19 protein-coding genes are annotated in these 17,325 nt (G+C 31.9%); 13 read left to right on the top strand and 6 right to left on the bottom strand.

Features of this window, described 5'->3' with window-relative positions:
• Positions 1-13 precede the first annotated feature (13 nt).
• On the bottom strand, positions 14-334 hold the full coding sequence (locus tag ABH961_RS09450) for a hypothetical protein (protein WP_046954336.1): 321 nt from the start codon (positions 332-334) through the stop codon (positions 14-16).
• 253 nt (positions 335-587) lie between these two features.
• On the opposite strand from ABH961_RS09450, the gene ABH961_RS09445 reads away from it, so the two are divergent.
• Together ABH961_RS09445 and ABH961_RS09440 are read left to right on the top strand one after the other, a co-directional pair.
• On the top strand, positions 588-1,367 hold the full coding sequence (locus tag ABH961_RS09445) for a BC_2878 family exosporium-associated protein (protein WP_098642449.1): 780 nt from the start codon (positions 588-590) through the stop codon (positions 1,365-1,367).
• Positions 1,368-1,626: 259 nt separating this feature from the next.
• Positions 1,627-2,397 carry a GNAT family N-acetyltransferase gene (locus ABH961_RS09440; RefSeq protein WP_098642448.1) on the top strand — a complete coding sequence of 257 codons (771 nt, stop codon included), beginning with the start codon at positions 1,627-1,629 and terminating at the stop codon, positions 2,395-2,397.
• A 119-nt stretch (positions 2,398-2,516) separates the two neighbouring features.
• Here the strand turns inward: ABH961_RS09440 and ABH961_RS09435 are convergent, their stop codons facing one another.
• Both ABH961_RS09435 and ABH961_RS09430 read right to left on the bottom strand, forming a co-directional pair.
• Positions 2,517-2,690: a hypothetical protein gene (locus ABH961_RS09435; RefSeq protein ID WP_088122379.1), complete on the bottom strand. Its 174-nt coding sequence runs from the start codon at positions 2,688-2,690 to the stop codon at positions 2,517-2,519.
• A gap of 247 nt (positions 2,691-2,937) precedes the next feature.
• Complete coding sequence (locus ABH961_RS09430) at positions 2,938-3,369, bottom strand: GNAT family N-acetyltransferase (protein WP_098076197.1); 432 nt, start codon at positions 3,367-3,369, stop codon at positions 2,938-2,940.
• A gap of 213 nt (positions 3,370-3,582) precedes the next feature.
• Between ABH961_RS09430 and ABH961_RS09425 the strand changes: the two genes are divergently transcribed.
• Positions 3,583-4,443, top strand: a complete 861-nt coding sequence (locus ABH961_RS09425; protein ID WP_048547477.1) for a DegV family protein — start codon at positions 3,583-3,585, stop codon at positions 4,441-4,443.
• A 33-nt stretch (positions 4,444-4,476) separates the two neighbouring features.
• On the opposite strand, the gene ABH961_RS09420 is transcribed toward ABH961_RS09425, so the two are convergent.
• Positions 4,477-4,911 (bottom strand): Lrp/AsnC family transcriptional regulator, encoded by a 435-nt coding sequence (locus tag ABH961_RS09420; RefSeq protein WP_404519281.1) that lies wholly within the window; start codon positions 4,909-4,911, stop codon positions 4,477-4,479.
• Positions 4,912-5,053: 142 nt separating this feature from the next.
• On the opposite strand from ABH961_RS09420, the gene ABH961_RS09415 reads away from it, so the two are divergent.
• The 7 genes from ABH961_RS09415 to ABH961_RS09385 all read left to right on the top strand — a co-directional run bounded on the left by ABH961_RS09415 (position 5,054) and on the right by ABH961_RS09385 (position 12,357).
• Entirely contained in the window at positions 5,054-6,322 is a 1,269-nt protein-coding gene (locus ABH961_RS09415) for an APC family permease (protein ID WP_098132730.1), read from the top strand.
• A gap of 114 nt (positions 6,323-6,436) precedes the next feature.
• Positions 6,437-8,026: a M3 family metallopeptidase gene (locus ABH961_RS09410; RefSeq protein WP_098076191.1), complete on the top strand. Its 1,590-nt coding sequence runs from the start codon at positions 6,437-6,439 to the stop codon at positions 8,024-8,026.
• Positions 8,027-8,038: 12 nt separating this feature from the next.
• The gene (locus tag ABH961_RS09405) at positions 8,039-8,791 is read left to right on the top strand and encodes a WecB/TagA/CpsF family glycosyltransferase (protein ID WP_048547473.1); all 753 of its coding nucleotides are present in this window, start codon (positions 8,039-8,041) and stop codon (positions 8,789-8,791) included.
• A 15-nt stretch (positions 8,792-8,806) separates the two neighbouring features.
• Positions 8,807-9,805: a phosphotransferase gene (locus ABH961_RS09400; RefSeq protein WP_048547471.1), complete on the top strand. Its 999-nt coding sequence runs from the start codon at positions 8,807-8,809 to the stop codon at positions 9,803-9,805.
• 20 nt (positions 9,806-9,825) lie between these two features.
• Positions 9,826-11,217 (top strand): 5'-methylthioadenosine/adenosylhomocysteine nucleosidase, encoded by a 1,392-nt coding sequence (locus tag ABH961_RS09395; protein ID WP_404519278.1) that lies wholly within the window; start codon positions 9,826-9,828, stop codon positions 11,215-11,217.
• Positions 11,218-11,298: 81 nt separating this feature from the next.
• Positions 11,299-11,757 carry a GNAT family N-acetyltransferase gene (locus ABH961_RS09390; protein WP_048547468.1) on the top strand — a complete coding sequence of 153 codons (459 nt, stop codon included), beginning with the start codon at positions 11,299-11,301 and terminating at the stop codon, positions 11,755-11,757.
• Between the two features lie 102 nt (positions 11,758-11,859).
• The gene (locus ABH961_RS09385) at positions 11,860-12,357 is read left to right on the top strand and encodes a DinB family protein (RefSeq protein ID WP_048547466.1); all 498 of its coding nucleotides are present in this window, start codon (positions 11,860-11,862) and stop codon (positions 12,355-12,357) included.
• A 44-nt stretch (positions 12,358-12,401) separates the two neighbouring features.
• Here ABH961_RS09385 and ABH961_RS09380 read toward each other — a convergent pair whose 3' ends face one another.
• Entirely contained in the window at positions 12,402-12,818 is a 417-nt protein-coding gene (locus ABH961_RS09380) for a hypothetical protein (RefSeq protein WP_048547464.1), read from the bottom strand.
• Between the two features lie 121 nt (positions 12,819-12,939).
• On the opposite strand from ABH961_RS09380, the gene ABH961_RS09375 reads away from it, so the two are divergent.
• From ABH961_RS09375 to ABH961_RS09365, 3 genes are all read left to right on the top strand, one after another.
• Positions 12,940-13,587, top strand: a complete 648-nt coding sequence (locus ABH961_RS09375; protein WP_098076181.1) for a response regulator transcription factor — start codon at positions 12,940-12,942, stop codon at positions 13,585-13,587.
• Entirely contained in the window at positions 13,580-14,956 is a 1,377-nt protein-coding gene (locus ABH961_RS09370; RefSeq protein WP_098079512.1) for a sensor histidine kinase, read from the top strand. Before ABH961_RS09375 ends, ABH961_RS09370 begins: the two co-directional genes overlap by 8 nt.
• 201 nt (positions 14,957-15,157) lie before the next feature.
• The gene (locus tag ABH961_RS09365) at positions 15,158-16,954 is read left to right on the top strand and encodes a Xaa-Pro dipeptidyl-peptidase (RefSeq protein ID WP_048547458.1); all 1,797 of its coding nucleotides are present in this window, start codon (positions 15,158-15,160) and stop codon (positions 16,952-16,954) included.
• A 62-nt stretch (positions 16,955-17,016) separates the two neighbouring features.
• Here ABH961_RS09365 and ABH961_RS09360 read toward each other — a convergent pair whose 3' ends face one another.
• Positions 17,017-17,298 carry a hypothetical protein gene (locus ABH961_RS09360; RefSeq protein WP_095205752.1) on the bottom strand — a complete coding sequence of 94 codons (282 nt, stop codon included), beginning with the start codon at positions 17,296-17,298 and terminating at the stop codon, positions 17,017-17,019.
• Positions 17,299-17,325 lie beyond the last annotated feature (27 nt).

Below are 17,325 nucleotides of genomic sequence, written 5' to 3'. Positions count from 1 at the left end.
GTACGGATTTAGATTAGCCTTCAATAATTTCGTATTCTTCGTCTGCTAATAATAAAATTTGTGTTTTCTTACCTTTGTTTTGAACTTCGATTACATCGTATGCACCTAAGTCTCTTAGTTTGTTTTGAGAAGCGTTAACCATAACTTCCATAGAATCAATTAAGATATCTTCTTCAATGTATGATTCAGGCAATGCCATATCTTCTGTTTCTAATACACATGCATATAGATTTTGTAAGTTTTCAGTAGTTGGGTTTTGTTCCTCAACATCAATGATGTTCTTTACTGCATCCATATTTTCTTCTTTTGCTTGGTATACTTTAATTTTAGCCATTGTTTTATTCTCCTTTATAACGTAATCGTAGAGGCTACACCTTATTATAACGTGTTTTTCATGAAAGATGAAATTGTTATATGTATTTATAGGGAAATTTATGTGCTATTACACATTATTGGCGTAATTTCATTTTTAATGTGATAAGTAAGTACCTATATTCCTGAGTTAAAGTTATATTGTCCAAGCTTTTTTATACTCCGTTCATAGTATATGTATTAGATAAAACATATAGGGAAGGGATGGAGTGTAAGTGGGTTGTGAGCCGAAACGAAATTATCAATGCTGCCAAAATAGTATTTGTGAATTTTTGCGAAGTCTAGAGCCTTTTACAAAAGTTGAGAGTATTGTAATCGCCGGAAACGAAATTGTTGTATCTTATTTTCTTTCATTTAATAAGAGGAATGGTATCGTATCCTTCGCACAAGAGGACAATGAGGTTATTTTTGTAGATTGCTCTACGATTGATGCAATTCGAATAGGAAAAGTTTGTAGTTGTAAAACGAAAGTTAAATTTATTGAAGTGGATTTTAGTTTACTTGGGAATGTTTGTCCGCAATGTTTAACAGAGGGTAGTACACTCTTTTTTGACTTTCACAATCTAGAATTGAATTTATCACTACAAGCAAAAACAATTGATGCACCTAGTTGTACTGAATTTATAGATGAGATGGGGAATGTCGTAAAGCAAATTACTATAATAGGTGAAGCGATTGTTTCTAAAGATTTTGTTCAAGTGCCGGAACTATTAAACTTTCGATTAGTTTTATCTGATACGGCTACGAATCCTTTAAAGTTTGGAATACTGTTCATTAATTTCCCTGATCTTACGTTTATTATTCTTTTCGCATCGAGTGGATACCTAAATATTTCGAACTGTTTGAAAACTAAGGGTGGAACTGGTAATGTTGAAATAGAAGATATGAAAAAGATGGTGACGAATGACAATAATACGTACAAGTCAGTTGTTAAATTGACTAAAGTATATAAAAATGGAGAAACAGAATCATATATTTATAAGAATGAGTTATAACATACGTATTTAAATGAACCCTCAAACGAGTATTGAGGGGTATTACATAATAAAAGATGATAATCGGTTACATGTAGATTGCAAATTATTATTAAGTATATTTACTGTTAACCTTTAAACAGGACAGTCGCTCACTATTTATTAGATGTTATAATAATTTTATATTTACGAATATTTTACGATTATATATAGTTTAATAAACTTTTGTTTATATATGAAAAGTAGAGTTAAACTGATTCCAAAGAAAGCGGGAATGTAAATGATATATGAAGCGAGTATACATACGAGAGAAAAATTAGTTACTATGTTCGAGGATTTCAATAACGTTGTTTTACTTTCTTATTTACAAGGACATATGGGTACTGCTTGGGTAAATGATCTTGAAAACCCAACAGTAGCGCAAGTTACGGTAGGGATTTTCACATTTTACGCTGGGGATCCAAATAGGAAAGAAACAGAAGAATTACTACGTAACATTCCTGATAGAATGTTAGTAATCGTAAATAGTGAAGAGTGGAAAAAGCGTTTAGAAACATTTTACGAAAGAAAAATAGATAAGTTTTTACGCTATAAATTCAAACGTAATGCGGAAGTTTTTAATCGTCCAAAATTACAATCTTTTATATCAGCGCTTTCAAAAGGATACGAGTTAAGAAAAATAGATGAACATATTGTAAATACCCCTACATTACATAAGGTCTCTGAAGATTTTACAAGTCAATTTCAATCGGTAGAAGATTATTTAAAACGAGGTATAGGGTATAGTATTTTGTACCAAGGTGAAGTTGTATGTGGTGCATCATCATATAGCATTTATGATGATGGCATTGAAATTGAAGTTGCGACTGATCACACTCATAGAAGAAAAGGATTGGCAACTATAGTTAGCGCGGCGTTAATCTTGGACTGTTTAGAAAAAGGGATATATCCAAACTGGGATGCTGCGAATACTACGTCTGCTAAACTGGCAGAAAAACTAGGATATGTTTTTGATAAGGCATATGATACGTATTTTGTGGATAATAGATGAAATCATTTTTAAATAAAAGAGCAGCTAGCAAAAGCTAACTGCTCCTCTCCAAAGGAGAATGGAGAAATACAATCATGTTACTTACATTATGGACAGAACAGTAATTTTTAATCAAATAACTATAAAAGTTTAGATAAAATATCTTTGATTAAACCTGAGGCACCGATAAAGAGTACTGATAAAAAAACGATTGAGAATATACTTTTTTTAGGTTTTTTAAATTCTAGGTAAATGTTAAAAATGGCACCAATTGCAACTACAATAAAGATAACGAGTCTTATTACATCTATCATGAATAACGCTCCTTTTAATTACTTAATTGTATTATATAGGAATTCACCTTCAGATTAGTTTATTAGAATACGAATTAAGGTAATTTTAAACAAAATAATCTTTTATACGAAAGTAAGGTTAGTGGAAAAAGGAAACGTATATAGTAATTGTATAACTTGTAGAAGCTGATGGTGACCAAATAAAGTACGGTTATTATTTGAGTGGTATAGTAATCTATATTTTTGTATACGCTCTCTTTAGGCATACTTACAGCTTAAATAATAAAACAGGTTTATCATAATGATCTAAACACCAATTATATTTTTTTAGAATAATTGGGTGAACTACTTCTTTCGTAGTATCGACCTCAGTATAGCCATATTTCTTATAAAAATTTTGTAATTCCTCAAAAGGAAGACAGTATACATGTTGTACTTGTAATCTCTTCGCAGTTTCTACTAAAAATGAAACAAGTTCCCCAGCTAATTGTAGACCTCTAAATTTAGTGAGAATAAAAATCCCGCCCATTTCTATCGTATCTTCATCTATTTGGACTAATCGACCAACACCTGCATACTCGTTGTTGTAAGTAATAATTGCAACTTTATCCCTTTTTAAATCACTTCTTACAAAACCTATTGAGTCATATTGATTATTAATCCATTCTAAATCATTAGATGTGGCTAGTTGAATACTCATTTGTATCACTCCTTTGGAAAATTCGATATATTTGTATTATACAGAATGTAAAGCGGTTAAATTTAGATGATTTTTAATAACAGGTCAAGTTTTGAAGAATAGTGCATACAATATAAAGTCTTTTCCTTTCTTCATTTAAGTTTTACGTATATAATTTAAAAGTACTATTTTTATTTTATATTTTTATATTTATAACAGAATAGAGGTTTAAAAATGGGTGTTAAAATCATTACGGATAGTGCGGCGGATTTACCGGTAGAATTGCTGCAAGCATATGATGTTGATTTAATTCCACTCCGTGTTTATGATGAAGCAGAAACAGAGTATTTAGATGGAGTTACATTAGAGTCAGTTACATTATTGCAAAACATGAGAGAAGGCGCTGTTTATAGAACGTCATTGCCTTCACTTGAAACTTTCCAAGAAAAATTTGTTTCTTATGCAAAAGAAGGTAATCCTTGTATATATTTAGCTTTTTCATCTGAACTGTCTGGTACATATCAATCGTCAGTTGTTATTAAAGAAGAAGTGAAAGAAACATATGCTGATTTAGATTTAGAAATTATTGATACGAAATGTGCTTCGCTTGGTCAAGGGCTTGTCGTATTAGAAGCTGCTAAAATGGCGAAAGACGGTGCATCAAAAGAAGATATTTTAAAACGTGTTGATTTTCTAATGAACCATATAGAACATATCTTCACAGTAGCTGACTTACAGTACTTAGTGAGAGGTGGGCGTTTAAGTAAAGTAGCTGGTTTTATCGGTGGTTTACTAAACATTAAACCGATCTTAAACGTAGAAGAAGGAAAACTTGTACCACTTGAAAAGGTAAGAGGGAAAAAGAAAGTACTAAGCCGAATTGTAGATATTATGGAAGAGCGTGGAAAAGACCTTAAAGGTCAAACAATCGCTATGACTCACGGTGATGATTTAGAAACTGCCGAAGCATTAAAGGCATTAATTACTGAAAGATTTGGCTGTGAAGTATTTATCGTAAATACAATTGGAGCAGCAATCGGAGCGCATACAGGACCAGGTGCGTTAACATTGTTCTTCTTAAATGAGGTAGAGTAAAGGATTGATCTTTTGATCAATCCTTTTTTCTTATTAATCAGTAATAATTGGTCGATATGGTATCGGTGAAGATAAAATCATCGAAGTTTTGACTGTTCCAAATGGTATAACGATATCAATTAATTCCTCTAATTCCTTCATAGAGTGAACCGCTACTTTTAAGTAATAGCTACTTTCACCTGTTACTCGATGACATTCGAGTATTCTATATTCCTCGTAGATTTTCTCCTCAAATTTTTTACAAGGAATCTTTAGATTTTCAATTCTTAAAAATGCTTGAATTGATTTTCCAACTGCATCTAATGATATCCGTGCGGTATATTTTTCAATTATTCCAGTATCTTGTAATCTCTTTAGTCTCTCGGTAACACTAGGGAGGCTGAGGTGTAAGTGTTCGGTCATTTCTGTAATTGTCATTCTGGCATCTTCTTGTAGTAATAGCGTTATTTTCTTATCAATTTCATCCATGAATTATGCTCCTTTGCAAAATTGAAAGTAAATTTCTTAAACAAATACATAATATAAAACCTTATGTAAAAATACATACACTTTTGCATATTGAATAGACTGATAACTTTCTATAATTAAAATATAAATGGAGGTGCTTGTAATGTCTAATCATTTTGATGAAACGATTTCTATTAAAAGGGGAATAGCCTTATATGTCGGAGCGGTTTTAGGATCGGGAATCCTTATATTACCTGGTATGACGGCGAGTGTAGCAGAAGGGAATGCGATTTTTTCTTGGCTTGTTATGATATTACTTAGTGTTCCACTTGCATTCGCATTCGCTTTTTTATCGATTGAGTACTCAAGTGCAGGTGGAATTGCCACGTTTGCAGAAAAAGCTTTCGGTAAAAATATAGGTGCTATTATAGGATGGTGTTTTTTTATTGCGGGTAGCGTTGGACAAATCGTAGTCTCAATGACTGGTGGAATGTATATAGTGAAAGTGTTTGCTTTATCACCATATTTCTCTTACGTTATAGCGCTTATTATTTTAAGTATTTCAATTAGTTTTAATTTATACGGGTTAAAAATGAGTGGGTGGTTTCAAGTATGTATTGGTGTATTAACTTTCTTTATTTTAATTGTAACAATTATTAGTTCACTACCTTATATTGAAATAAAAAATATAAATGTACATATTTCTATGCAAGAAATAAATCCAATTTTAGAGGCATCATTATTAATTTTTTGGTCTTTTTTCGGCTGGGAAGCTATTGCAAGTTTAGCTCCAGAATTTAAAACACCTAGAAAAAGAAATATTATTCTATCTACGGGATTTGCGATTATAATTATTGGAGTTTTATATATAGGTATTGCATTATCGGTAATTGGAACGAAATCTTATTATATAAATGCTGATAATACTACAGCTCTCGTGCTTGTTATCAAACAAACATTAGGTGACCAATTTGCTTGGATAATTGGATTTGTAGCTTTTATTATTTGTCTAGGGACGACAAATGCATTTATCGCAAGTATCGGGCGCTTAGGTTATTCACTAGGAAAAGAAGAAGTTGCACCGCGTTATTTAGCACGTATTAATAAAAAAAGAGAAACACCAACAAATGCAGTAAAAGTTGTAGGTTTTATTGCATTTGTTGGTTTGTTAATAAGTTTCGTTTTCCATATTAGCATAGATAAAATTGTTTTAATACCGAATTCGTTAGGAATTGTTACATATATAGTCGGTACTGCAGCTGGAATGAAATTAATAAAGAATAGGTTAGGTAAAATTTTTTCTATAGTAGCTTTTACATGTTGTGTGGTTGTTTATCCTTTTATTGGAGGAGTAATACTGATTCCAGTAGCTGTATCGTTTATCTGTTTATGCTATGTACGTTGCAGTAGCAGAAGAAAAGAATATAAATAAGAATGCGTTTGTAGAAATCTAAATATTTAAAGATATTAAAATTTTTACATTTCGTTTATAATTGTGAGGGTAAATATCTGTAACTATTTGTAAAAATAGGAGGCGGCTATAAAAATGCATGAAATTACTAGGTGGGATTTAGATCGATTGTATCCAATCGAGGATATTGTAACGCCAATATTGAGGTTGAAAGAACAATATTATGTGACAAAAGATGTAGAGATTCTTTCAAAACTTATACAAGCTATTGAAAAAGCAGAATACTATTTGTATTGCCGATCTGCTGAAGAAAGTAATTCATCTGACCTTTCTGTATCGACTACGACAGTAAAAGATTTGAAAAAAGAAGTACGGCAAGTAATACAGAAAAGTGAAATGGAAACTTCCAATAATATTAATACTAATTTAATAAAAGATGAACTTGGTGCATGGGAAAATATGTACATACAATTAAGAAATAAGATAGAAATAGAGCACAATAATAAGCAAATATCATTTGGACAAGCAAATAATATTGCAATGAATAGTGATAATGAAAAGGAAAGAGTAGAAGTATTCGAGTTATTAACAAATGCCTTACATAAGGAAAAAGAAATCTTTGCTACTGTATTGAATCAAATAGGGAGATTACGTAATACAAAGAGTAATGAATTAGAAGACATAGATATTTTAACTCAATCTTTACATGCGAATGGCATTTCTGAAAATGTATTATTACAAATGTGGAATGTGGCAGAAGAAAACCTTGATAAATTAGCGAGTATTGTAAACGTGTATAAGAAGGAAGAAGCTTCGATTACATGGCATGAACTTATGACCGTAAAGGAGAATAATGAGATTCATATCCCTTTTTCAGTAGCAGTTCAAAACATATACGATGCGTTTGAAAATATAGATAAAGAATTAGCAGAATTTGCACGGAATGCAATAGAGAGTAGATGGGTGGATGCGGAGCCGAGAGATAATAAAGCACCAGGCGGGTTTTGCGCTCCTTTTTTCAGTGAGAAAGAATCGCGAATTTCAATGCGTTATGATGGAAGTATTGATAGTGTAAGAGTACTTGCGCATGAACTAGGACATGCTTGGCATTTTTATAATATGAGCTTTGAACAATCTACTTCTTTTTTAGATGATTATTTGCCAATGAGTACGGCTGAATCAGCGTCTATTTTCTTTGAAACGGTACTCTTAAACTATCTAATTCAAACAACAGATTGTATAGATATGAAAAAGTCATTGCTTAGTTGGAAAATAAGAAACTGTTTTAATTATGTAATGGCAATACGATCATCGTTTGAATTTGAGAAGAACTTTTATGAAAAATGTAAAGAAGGTTCTTTAAGTGCTGATGAAATCGAGAAATTATCTATAGTAGCGCAAGAAAAAGCATATGGGCATGCGTTATTAGAATATCAGCCGTTTGTTTGGATGAAATACATTCAGTTTTATATAGCAGATGTTCCTTTTTATAATTATCCATACACATTTGGGTATTTAGCTAGTTTTAGTTTATTAGAAATAGCTAATGAAAGTAAAAGTACTTTTCATTCGAAATATAAGGAGTTTTTACGAGAAACAGGAAAAATTTCAGTGGAAGAGCTTATGAAAAAACATTTTGAAATAGATATAACAAGTTATGCATTCTGGGATAAAGCTTTTAAACAAATTTCTAAAGATGTTGATGAATATTTGAGGCTTATGTAAGGAGAGAGTATAGTGGATCACCAACTTATAAAGGGAATACCTTTTTCAACTTTAGAATATGAAAAAGCTATAAGTTTATTAAAAGGTTGGCTACATGAACAACAAGAGAAACCAAGGTTTGTAGTAACTGCAAATCCTGAAATTGTTATGTCTGCAAAGGAAAGCACGGCTAAATCAAAGCAGTTTAAAAAGATGTTACTTTCTGCAGATTTAATAACAGCGGATGGGATTGGCGTCATAATAGGCTCGAAAATATTAAAAGGAACTTTGAAAGAACGTGTTACTGGGGCAGATATCACTCACGATTTAATAAAATATTGTAATGACAATGAATATCGTGTCTTTCTTTTTGGAGCTGCGCCAGAAAGTAATAAAAAGGCACTAAAAAAATTAAATGAGCAGTTCCCAGGAGCACAGTTTAAAGGACAGCATGGATTTGTAAATGGCGAAGAAATAGAAGAAGTAAAAATGAAAATTAAGCAATTCAAGCCGCACTTACTACTAGTAGGACTAGGTTCACCAAAACAAGAAGAATTCATCTATGAAAACATACAAACATTAAACGTGCCGCTATCTATTGGTATAGGAGGCATGATTGATATAATATCTGGTACTGTAAAAAGAGCACCCAAAATTATGAGGGATACAGGAACTGAATGGCTGTATAGGTTACTTTCGCAGCCGAAACGGTTAAAGAGACAACTTATACTTCCGAAATTTTTAATTTCAGTTATGGTAGAGAGGATGAAAGGAACACCAAGTTAAGAAAGGATAAACAAGATGATAGAGCCGTTATCTAATGAAAAAGCTAAAGAAATTTTTCGAGAGCTGAAAGTAGAATGTGAATATTTATTTGAATTTAAAATTCAAAAAGCAATACCTATTCATCGCGGTTGGCTAAATTTGAAGTGGAAACTCGAAACGGATGCAGGATCTTTTGTATTAAAGCAATATAATAAAGAACGGTACAAAATGTATAACCCAGAACTTTTAATACAAGCATTACATCACCAGCAAAGACTACATAATAATGGTGTATGTTGTCCGAAGCTTCTAACTTATAAAAATAATGTAATGCATACATCAAAAAATAATGAAAGATTTATAGTTTTAGAACATAAAGAAGGTAATCTAATTTCACCAGGAAAAGTGAATGAAAAGGAAATCTACTCTCTTGGTAAGACAATAGGTCAAATGCATAATCTGTTAAATGATGGCTCTTTAATAGAGGGAGAAAACCCTAAATTTGTTCCGCCTACTAAAGAGGAAAGGTTGAAACATTGGGAAGATAAAAGGAAAGAAGCAGAACAGTTAGGAAAAGAACATATTCTCTCCCATATAAAATTGCAGCAAGAAGCAACACAATTAGTAAATATAGATCAATTTTATAGTAGTAAAAAAGGATGGGTGCACCGTGATCTATGGGTAGATAATTTCTTATTCCATAATGATGAAGTCTCAGCAATTCTAGATTTTGATCGTATGGATTATGATTATGTAGAGTTGGATATTGGGCGTGCGGTTATATCTTGTGCCTTACATGATGGGGTATTAAATAAGAGTATTGTTGCATCATTTTTAGCCGGATACCGTAATAAATTAGACTTTCCAATAGGGAGTATTGTTCGGGCAATTCAAATGCTTTGGTATATGGAGAGTACATGGTGGATTCATACTAATATGGATCAGAATAGTGTACCACCTTCACGTTTTGCAGATGAAATGAATTGGATAGCTGAAAATTATAGTGCATTACATAATATATTGGCAGACTTATAAGAAAAAAGGAGATAACATTCATGAACAGAATCGGCATTATCGGAGCAATGCAAATCGAAATAGACTTACTTCTAGAAAAACTAGCTATACAAGAAGAACAGACGATTGCGGGAATGCCTTTTTACATTGGCGAATTCATGGGAACAAAAGTAATTATTACACGTTCTGGTGTAGGGAAAGTAAATGCAGCCGCATGTACGCAAACATTAATTCATAAATTTGATGTAGATGCTATCATCAATATAGGTGTTGCTGGCGGATTACATCCAGATGTAAAAGTTGGTGATATCGTTATTTCAACGAATGTTACCCATCATGATGTAAGTAAAACTCAAATGAAAAACTTATTCCCGTTCCAAGAAGAATTTAATGCAAGTAAGGAATTAATAGAGTTAGCACGTACAGCATGCAATAGTAGTAGTTTACATATGGAGATTCATGAAGGAAGAATCGTCAGTGGTGAATGTTTTGTTGAGGATTCAAAACTAAAAGCGAAATTAATAGACGAATATGCGCCGCATTGTACAGAAATGGAAGGCGCAGCAATTGGCCATGTTGCTTACATAAATGAAGTACCATTTCTTGTTATAAGATGTATTTCTGACAGTGCAGATGATGAAGCGCAAATTTCTTATGACGACTTCGCGAAAACTGCCGCAAATTATTGTTCAGAAATTATCGTTGAGATGCTGAAAAATATATCGAGTAAAACTTATAGTTCAAAAGGGGAGAATGACATGTTACAAGCATTAATTTTTGATATGGACGGAACGTTATTTCAAACTGATAAAATTTTAGAATTATCGTTAGATGATACTTTTGATTACTTAAGATCACTACAATTATGGGATACGGTAACACCTATTGAAAAATACCGTGAAATTATGGGTGTGCCTTTGCCGAAAGTCTGGGAAGCTTTATTACCGAATCATTCTATTGAAGTAAGAGAACAAACAGATGCATATTTTTTAGAAAGATTAATTGAAAACATTAAGAGCGGAAAAGGTGCTTTATACCCGAACGTAAAAGAAGTTTTTACATATATAAAAGAAAATAATTGTTCAATATATATTGCTAGTAATGGTTTAACTGAATATTTACGAGCAATCGTATCTTATTATGATTTAGACCAATGGGTTACTGAAACATTTAGTATTGAGCAAATAAACTCACTTAATAAAAGCGACTTAGTAAAAAGTATTTTAAACAAATATGATATAAAAGAAGCAGCTGTAGTTGGGGACCGGTTATCTGATATAAACGCAGCTAAAGATAATGGCTTGATTGCGATTGGATGTAATTTTGATTTTGCGCAAGAAGATGAACTTGCTCAGGCGGATATAGTAATAGATGATTTATTGGAGTTGAAGGGGATATTGCATGAAGTAAAGAATATGCACACTACGAATTAAATAAAATAACAACCATAAAAATGCTCAGAATAAATAATTCTTGAGCATTTTTACGTATTTTTATATTAAGGGGGAATTTACTTGAAAGACATACATATTCAACAAATTGAAGATTTAATGATATACGAATACGACTATCTCATTGAAGAAAGTAAAGAAGAAGGATTTAATTTCTTAATAAGACTAATAAGTGAATATGAAAATAAAATAAACATATTTAACAAAACTGGTGAATGTTTATATGGCATTTTTCAAGGGGAAAAGTTGATTGGAATAGGAGGGCTGAATGAGGATCCATATACAGAAAACAATAAGATTAGCCGGTTAAGAAGATTTTATATTGCAAAAGAATACCGCCGGAAAGGATTAGGTAGGTTATTATTAGTAAGAATTATAAGCGATGCGAAAAAATATTTTAATATTGTTGTTTTAAATACAGATACAGTACAGGGTGACAAATTTTATACTTCGATTGGATTTGTGAAAGGGATAAAATTTGTGGGAGCGAGCCATTATTTGAACTTGAATAAAAGGATGTAGTGAATTTATATGTATCGCCCTCTTGATAGAACTTTTGTTCTATTTCGTGTGGATTGATGCTATAATTTATTTGAATCTATTATTAGAATGGGGAATTGGATGATGGGAGAAAATAAAATTATTCACGATTTCAATGAATATTCAATTTGGCTAAATACATTGAAAGGTATGAAAGAAGAATTGTGGATGAATCCAATATCAGAGGGGAAATGGACTATTGGTGAGATTGTATCTCATATTATGAATTGGGATGAATGTCTTTTAACTAAAGTATTACCATCAGTGCGAGAAGGACAGGGAATGGAGTTTCCTGATTTTGATACATATAATAAACTAGCATCTAATTATGCTAAATCAGGAATATCTAAGATGAGACTTCTTGAAGAAGCAAAAGCTAAAAGAGAGTTACTCGTAAAAGAACTTAGATTACTGCATGATGAAAAACTAAAGAAACCTTTAACAGCCAATGGAGTATCACACTGTCCTCATACTGGAACGCCGTATTCTCTTATATATATTATTAAAGAATTTATAGAGCATGATAACCATCATAAAAGACAGATTATTCATTTTTTAAATGAAAATGCAGTTGCTAACTGATAATGAAAGATCCCACAAATGATATTTATGGGATCTTTCTTATATTATAATTTAACATTCATCTCTTTCAATAATCCCTTCGGATCACCTTTTACATAATAAAAATGTGGATTATTTTCATCATCGTAAAGCATAATATAAGGTTTTTGATTAAGCGGGAGAAGGATAAGTACTTCATCAATTGTTGTATGTAACCATTGATTTGTAATAGAAACTGGTTTAGATAAAGGGATTTTTATCATGTGACCATCTTTTGGAACGACGTTTAAGTTTTTGAATGGGCCAGTAATCGATTTAGCATATTGAACAGCTTCTTTTTGAATAGCTGGATCTAAAGATTGTTTTTGAACGACCATTTCTTTTTGACAATCAAACACTTCAATTTGTTGATTTGTATTTGCGAACACATTTGTTGATAATAAGAAACAAAGAAAAGTAATGACCCCGATTTTTTTAATCATAATACAACACCTCGTCTTTACTATACCCTTAAAAAGTTTAAATATTTTTCTGTCACATTTATGTAACAAAGAAGTTGTATAATACAATTGGTTTTTGTTTAATAGCAATGGAGGATCATGTATGAAAGTATTAATAGCAGATGATGAACAAGATATGTTAAGGATTTTAAAAGCTTATTTCGAGAAAGAAGGCTTCGAAGTTTTATTAGCGAAAGATGGAGAAGAAGCACTTCAAATATTTTATGATGAAAAAATTGATTTAGCTATTTTAGACTGGATGATGCCGAAACATAGCGGTATTACTGTTTGTCAGGAAATAAAAAAGAACTCAAGCGTTAAAGTATTAATGCTTACGGCGAAAAGTGAAAGCGAAGACGAATTAGCGGCGCTTCAAAGTGGTGCAGATGAGTACGTAAAAAAACCATTTCATCCAGGCGTATTAATAACTAGAGCGAAAAAGCTTATACAGCATAATGATGTCATTCAAGTTCAAGATTTGAAAATAGATTTCACTAAAAATAAAGTTTATAAAAATGACAAAGAGTTAGATATTACAAAAACAGAGCTAGAATTAATAAAGTGTTTTTTAAATCATAAAGGCATGATTTTAACTCGTAAAAAATTGTTAGATATCGTATGGGGATTTGACTATTTCGGAGAAGAGCGAACTGTTGATACACATGTAAGAAGATTACGTAAAAAAGTAGGAGAAAATATTATAAAGACGCACCGCGGGCTAGGATATAGTTTGGAGGAGCAGAGTGAATAAACTTGGAAAAAAGCTATTTCTCAGCATTTCTTTAACTGTTATTCTTATTTTTACAATCTGTTTATTATTAATTAACTATCTTTTACCGAAATATAATATTTACAAAACGCGAGAAAGTTTAGAAGGTATTACAGCACAAATACAGTCCATACCGAGCCAACAACTGGATGAAGCAATTACTAGCATTGAAAATAAAGGAAATGTTACGATTGCGTATACATCAATTAACAATTCGGAAGATCAAATTAATGATGAGTTACGTATGCAACTTACAAGGAAAAGGGTTGCCCTTAATAAACTTTGGATTACAAAAGAAGAAGTAATGAAAGTAAAGAACTTCAGGCAAGCGAATAAAATATATGATCAAGAAAAGATTAAATCTAGTTTTTTTGTGAAATACATTGCGAAAGACGATATGTTAATTTTAGTAGGAGTTTCGATCGCACATTCTAATGAAGTAATAAAAACGTTAAATTCATTTTATTTTTACATTTTTGGCATTACGATTTTTCTCATTATCGTACTTGTATGGATACTTTCAACAACAATCACTAGACCATTGAAAGAATTAAGTAATGTTGCAGAAGATATTTCAAATTTGAAATTTGAACGAACGAAAGTGAAAACAAATGATGAAATAGGAGACTTAGCTAATAGTATTAATATCATGAGTGAAAAACTAAATGAAGCGCATGAAGATTTAACAGATCGAAATGAACATTTAAAACGATTTATGGGTGATGTGACGCATGAATTAAAAACTCCAATCGCATTAGTGAAAGCATATTCTATGGGAATAAAAGATGGTTTAGATGATGGTACATACATAGATACTATTATTAAACAAACTGATCACATTTCAAACCTAATTGAAGAGTTATTACGATTTTCTAAACTAGAAAGAGATGTTTTAGAAAAAGAAGAATTCGATATTAAATCACTAGTCCAAAGTATATTAGATAAGCATAAGATTGAATTGGAATCGAAAGAGATTAATTTGCAAGTGAACTATAATGTTAGCGATGCAGTTGTTTATGCAGATGTAAATAAAATGAGAATGGTGTTTCAAAATTTAATTTCAAATGCGATAAAATATACAGCAAATCAACATATAAAAATTACTTTAGAAGAACGAAATGAAAGTGTATATTTTCAAATTCAAAATGGTATGAATGCGGAACAAATGAAAGATATCGATAAAATTTGGGAACCATTTTACGTCTTAGAATCTTCTCGCAGTAAAGACCATTCAGGCACAGGACTAGGTTTAGCAATCGTAAAAAGCATCTTAGAAAGACATGGTTTTAACTATGGAGTTTCTACTTTAGAGGGAGAGATACGATTTTATATAAATATGAAGAACGATTAATTTAATACTAGTAGAAGCATCGTCTATTAATAGGCGATGTTTTTTATTGATTATATGTAAGTAGTAATTCAAAATATATATACTTGAAAGCCCGTTGAAAGAGTGATCTACAAATTTCTCAAGTGGTTGTATAAAATATAAACTGAATTTTCAGTAATTTTATTGTATAGTAAAAGGAGAAATATATGGGGAGGAAAGAGTATGGGGAAAAAGAAAATAGCAATTACATTATCAACAATTTTATCTTTATCAGTCATATCGGGAGTTTCTAGTATGACTGCGTATGCAGACAATAAAGAAACAAACTACATAAATGAGAATGATGTGAAGTTAAATGGGAAAGTTTCAGAAGGGGTACAATCAAATACGAAGATTGAATTAGAAAATGGGATGACAAAACCGATTTATTCGCTTGATGAAGCAATTATCGAAAATCTATTTGTAGAGACGGAAGTTGATAGCGATCGAGATGGAAAAAAAGACAGAGTGTCAGTAAAAGTTATGCGCCCCAAAACAGATCCTAATGTGAAAGTGCCCGTTATATATGAAATGAGCCCATATCGAGCGGGTTTAAAAGATGTTCCTGTATATAATGTAGATGAAGAATTGTATGCGTATGAAGGCAAACCGTATGGAGCTGTTAATCTTGGTTCGTACGGCAATTATTATGTGCCAAGAGGCTATGCAGTCATTTTAGGTGAAAGTATTGGAACTGGAAAGTCAGACGGATGTCCAACTACAGGGGATGAGCAAGAAATATTAGGGACGAAATCTGTTATTGATTGGGTAAATGGGCGTGCGAAAGCATATACAGAAAATGGTGAGGAGGTTAAGGCTGATTGGTCTACAGGAAATGTAGGTATGACAGGTGTTTCTTATAATGGTACGTTACCGAATGCTGTTGCGACGACTGGTGTTGAAGGGTTAAAAACAATTATTCCAATCGCAGCGATTAGTAGTTGGTATGATTATTATCGTGCAAATGGTGCAGTCATTGCGCCAGGTGGATACCAAGGAGAAGATACAGATAACATGGCCGAAGCAGTACTAACAAGAGAAAATCCTGAAGTTTGCGGACAAGTAATAAAAGAGTTAACAGCTGGACAAGACCGAAAAACTGGTAATTATAATGGTTTTTGGGATAAACGTAATTATGTAAAAGATGCTAAAAATGTAAAAGCAAGCGTATTTGTTGTTCATGGTTTAAATGATTGGAATGTAAAGACGAAGCAGTTCGCGCAATGGTGGGATGCACTTGGAGAAAATAATGTTCCTCGTAAAATGTGGTTACATCAAGGTGGACATGGTGGAACATCAACGAATGACTGGCAAAGAACACAAAATAAATGGCTCGATTATTGGCTGTATGGAATTGAAAATGGAATTATGAATGAACCAATGGTTGATGTTCAACGTGAAAATAAAACTTGGGATAAAATAAAAAATTGGCCGGATCCAGCAGCTGTACCGTCAAAAGTTCGTATGTATTTAAGTAACAAAGCAGTTAATTTGCCATTAAGTATGGGCTCTGCAAATAAAGTTTTCTCATTCGTGGATGATGCAAAAATGAAATCAAATCAATTAATAGAAAAACCAGAATTAGAAGTAGCCAATCGATTAGTGTATACAATGCCTGTACTGCAAAAAGATACGCGTATAAGCGGTACACCAAAGATTTCAATTACAGGAAATATTAATCGATCTGTATCAAATTTAACTGCTTTACTTGTTGATTATGGTGGAGCAAAGCCGGAAATTGTAACGAGAGGCTGGATGGATCCACAAAACTTAAAGAGTATAGAAAATTCAACAGCGATTCAACCGGGCAAAGATTATACATTTACATGGGATATGCAGCCTGATGATTATGTATTTAAAGCGGGGCATCAAATAGGGGTCATTTTAATCGCTAGTGACTATGATTATACAATTAGACCGAAAGCGGGCACGAAGCTTACAGTAAAATTAAGTGAAGTAACATTGCCGATTGTGAAATAAATAGTTATGAATAAAGAGCTTACTGCATAGTAAGCTCTTTAAACTTTGAAATGGGGAGTTTATTATGAATTTTTATTAGTAGATACAAAAATGCTTACAACAAATAAAAAAATTGCATTCATGATCAATAGACCACTAAAGGTTAGCCCAGCAAAACCTCCAGCGAATCCATCTCCTACTTTTTCACCAATTACGTGCAAAGTGGCGAAGAAAACAACGGGAGAAGAAAGTATGAAAATACCACTAGCTATTTTCCATATTCGTTTATATTTCTTTGCTATAAAGAAAATCAGTGTATTAAAAGTGATAAGAAGAAAAATAAGTCCAATTAATGAATTCATCATATCCTCCTTTTAATATAATTCTGAATT

The sequence above is a fragment of the Bacillus sp. RC251 genome (genome assembly GCF_044908765.1).
In the GTDB taxonomy this organism is placed as follows: Bacteria; Bacillota; Bacilli; order Bacillales; family Bacillaceae_G; genus Bacillus_A; species Bacillus_A wiedmannii.
Note: the sequence above shows the minus strand (reverse complement) of the source record. Positions and strands in the feature narration are given on the sequence as shown.

Bases quoted from the DNA above. Each gene is read 5' to 3' on its own strand.
- ABH961_RS09375 (WP_098076181.1), top strand. From the start codon at position 12,940: ATGAAAGTATTAATAGCAGATGATGAACAAGATATGTTAAGGATTTTA.
- ABH961_RS09435 (WP_088122379.1), bottom strand. From the start codon at position 2,690: ATGATAGATGTAATAAGACTCGTTATCTTTATTGTAGTTGCAATTGGT.
- ABH961_RS09395 (WP_404519278.1), top strand. From the start codon at position 9,826: ATGAACAGAATCGGCATTATCGGAGCAATGCAAATCGAAATAGACTTA.
- ABH961_RS09425 (WP_048547477.1), top strand. From the start codon at position 3,583: ATGGGTGTTAAAATCATTACGGATAGTGCGGCGGATTTACCGGTAGAA.
- ABH961_RS09415 (WP_098132730.1), top strand. From the start codon at position 5,054: ATGTCTAATCATTTTGATGAAACGATTTCTATTAAAAGGGGAATAGCC.
- ABH961_RS09430 (WP_098076197.1), bottom strand. From the start codon at position 3,369: ATGAGTATTCAACTAGCCACATCTAATGATTTAGAATGGATTAATAAT.
- ABH961_RS09450 (WP_046954336.1), bottom strand. From the start codon at position 334: ATGGCTAAAATTAAAGTATACCAAGCAAAAGAAGAAAATATGGATGCA.
- ABH961_RS09440 (WP_098642448.1), top strand. From the start codon at position 1,627: ATGATATATGAAGCGAGTATACATACGAGAGAAAAATTAGTTACTATG.
- ABH961_RS09365 (WP_048547458.1), top strand. From the start codon at position 15,158: ATGGGGAAAAAGAAAATAGCAATTACATTATCAACAATTTTATCTTTA.
- ABH961_RS09360 (WP_095205752.1), bottom strand. From the start codon at position 17,298: ATGATGAATTCATTAATTGGACTTATTTTTCTTCTTATCACTTTTAAT.
- ABH961_RS09410 (WP_098076191.1), top strand. From the start codon at position 6,437: ATGCATGAAATTACTAGGTGGGATTTAGATCGATTGTATCCAATCGAG.
- ABH961_RS09380 (WP_048547464.1), bottom strand. From the start codon at position 12,818: ATGATTAAAAAAATCGGGGTCATTACTTTTCTTTGTTTCTTATTATCA.
- ABH961_RS09385 (WP_048547466.1), top strand. From the start codon at position 11,860: ATGGGAGAAAATAAAATTATTCACGATTTCAATGAATATTCAATTTGG.
- ABH961_RS09420 (WP_404519281.1), bottom strand. From the start codon at position 4,911: ATGGATGAAATTGATAAGAAAATAACGCTATTACTACAAGAAGATGCC.
- ABH961_RS09400 (WP_048547471.1), top strand. From the start codon at position 8,807: ATGATAGAGCCGTTATCTAATGAAAAAGCTAAAGAAATTTTTCGAGAG.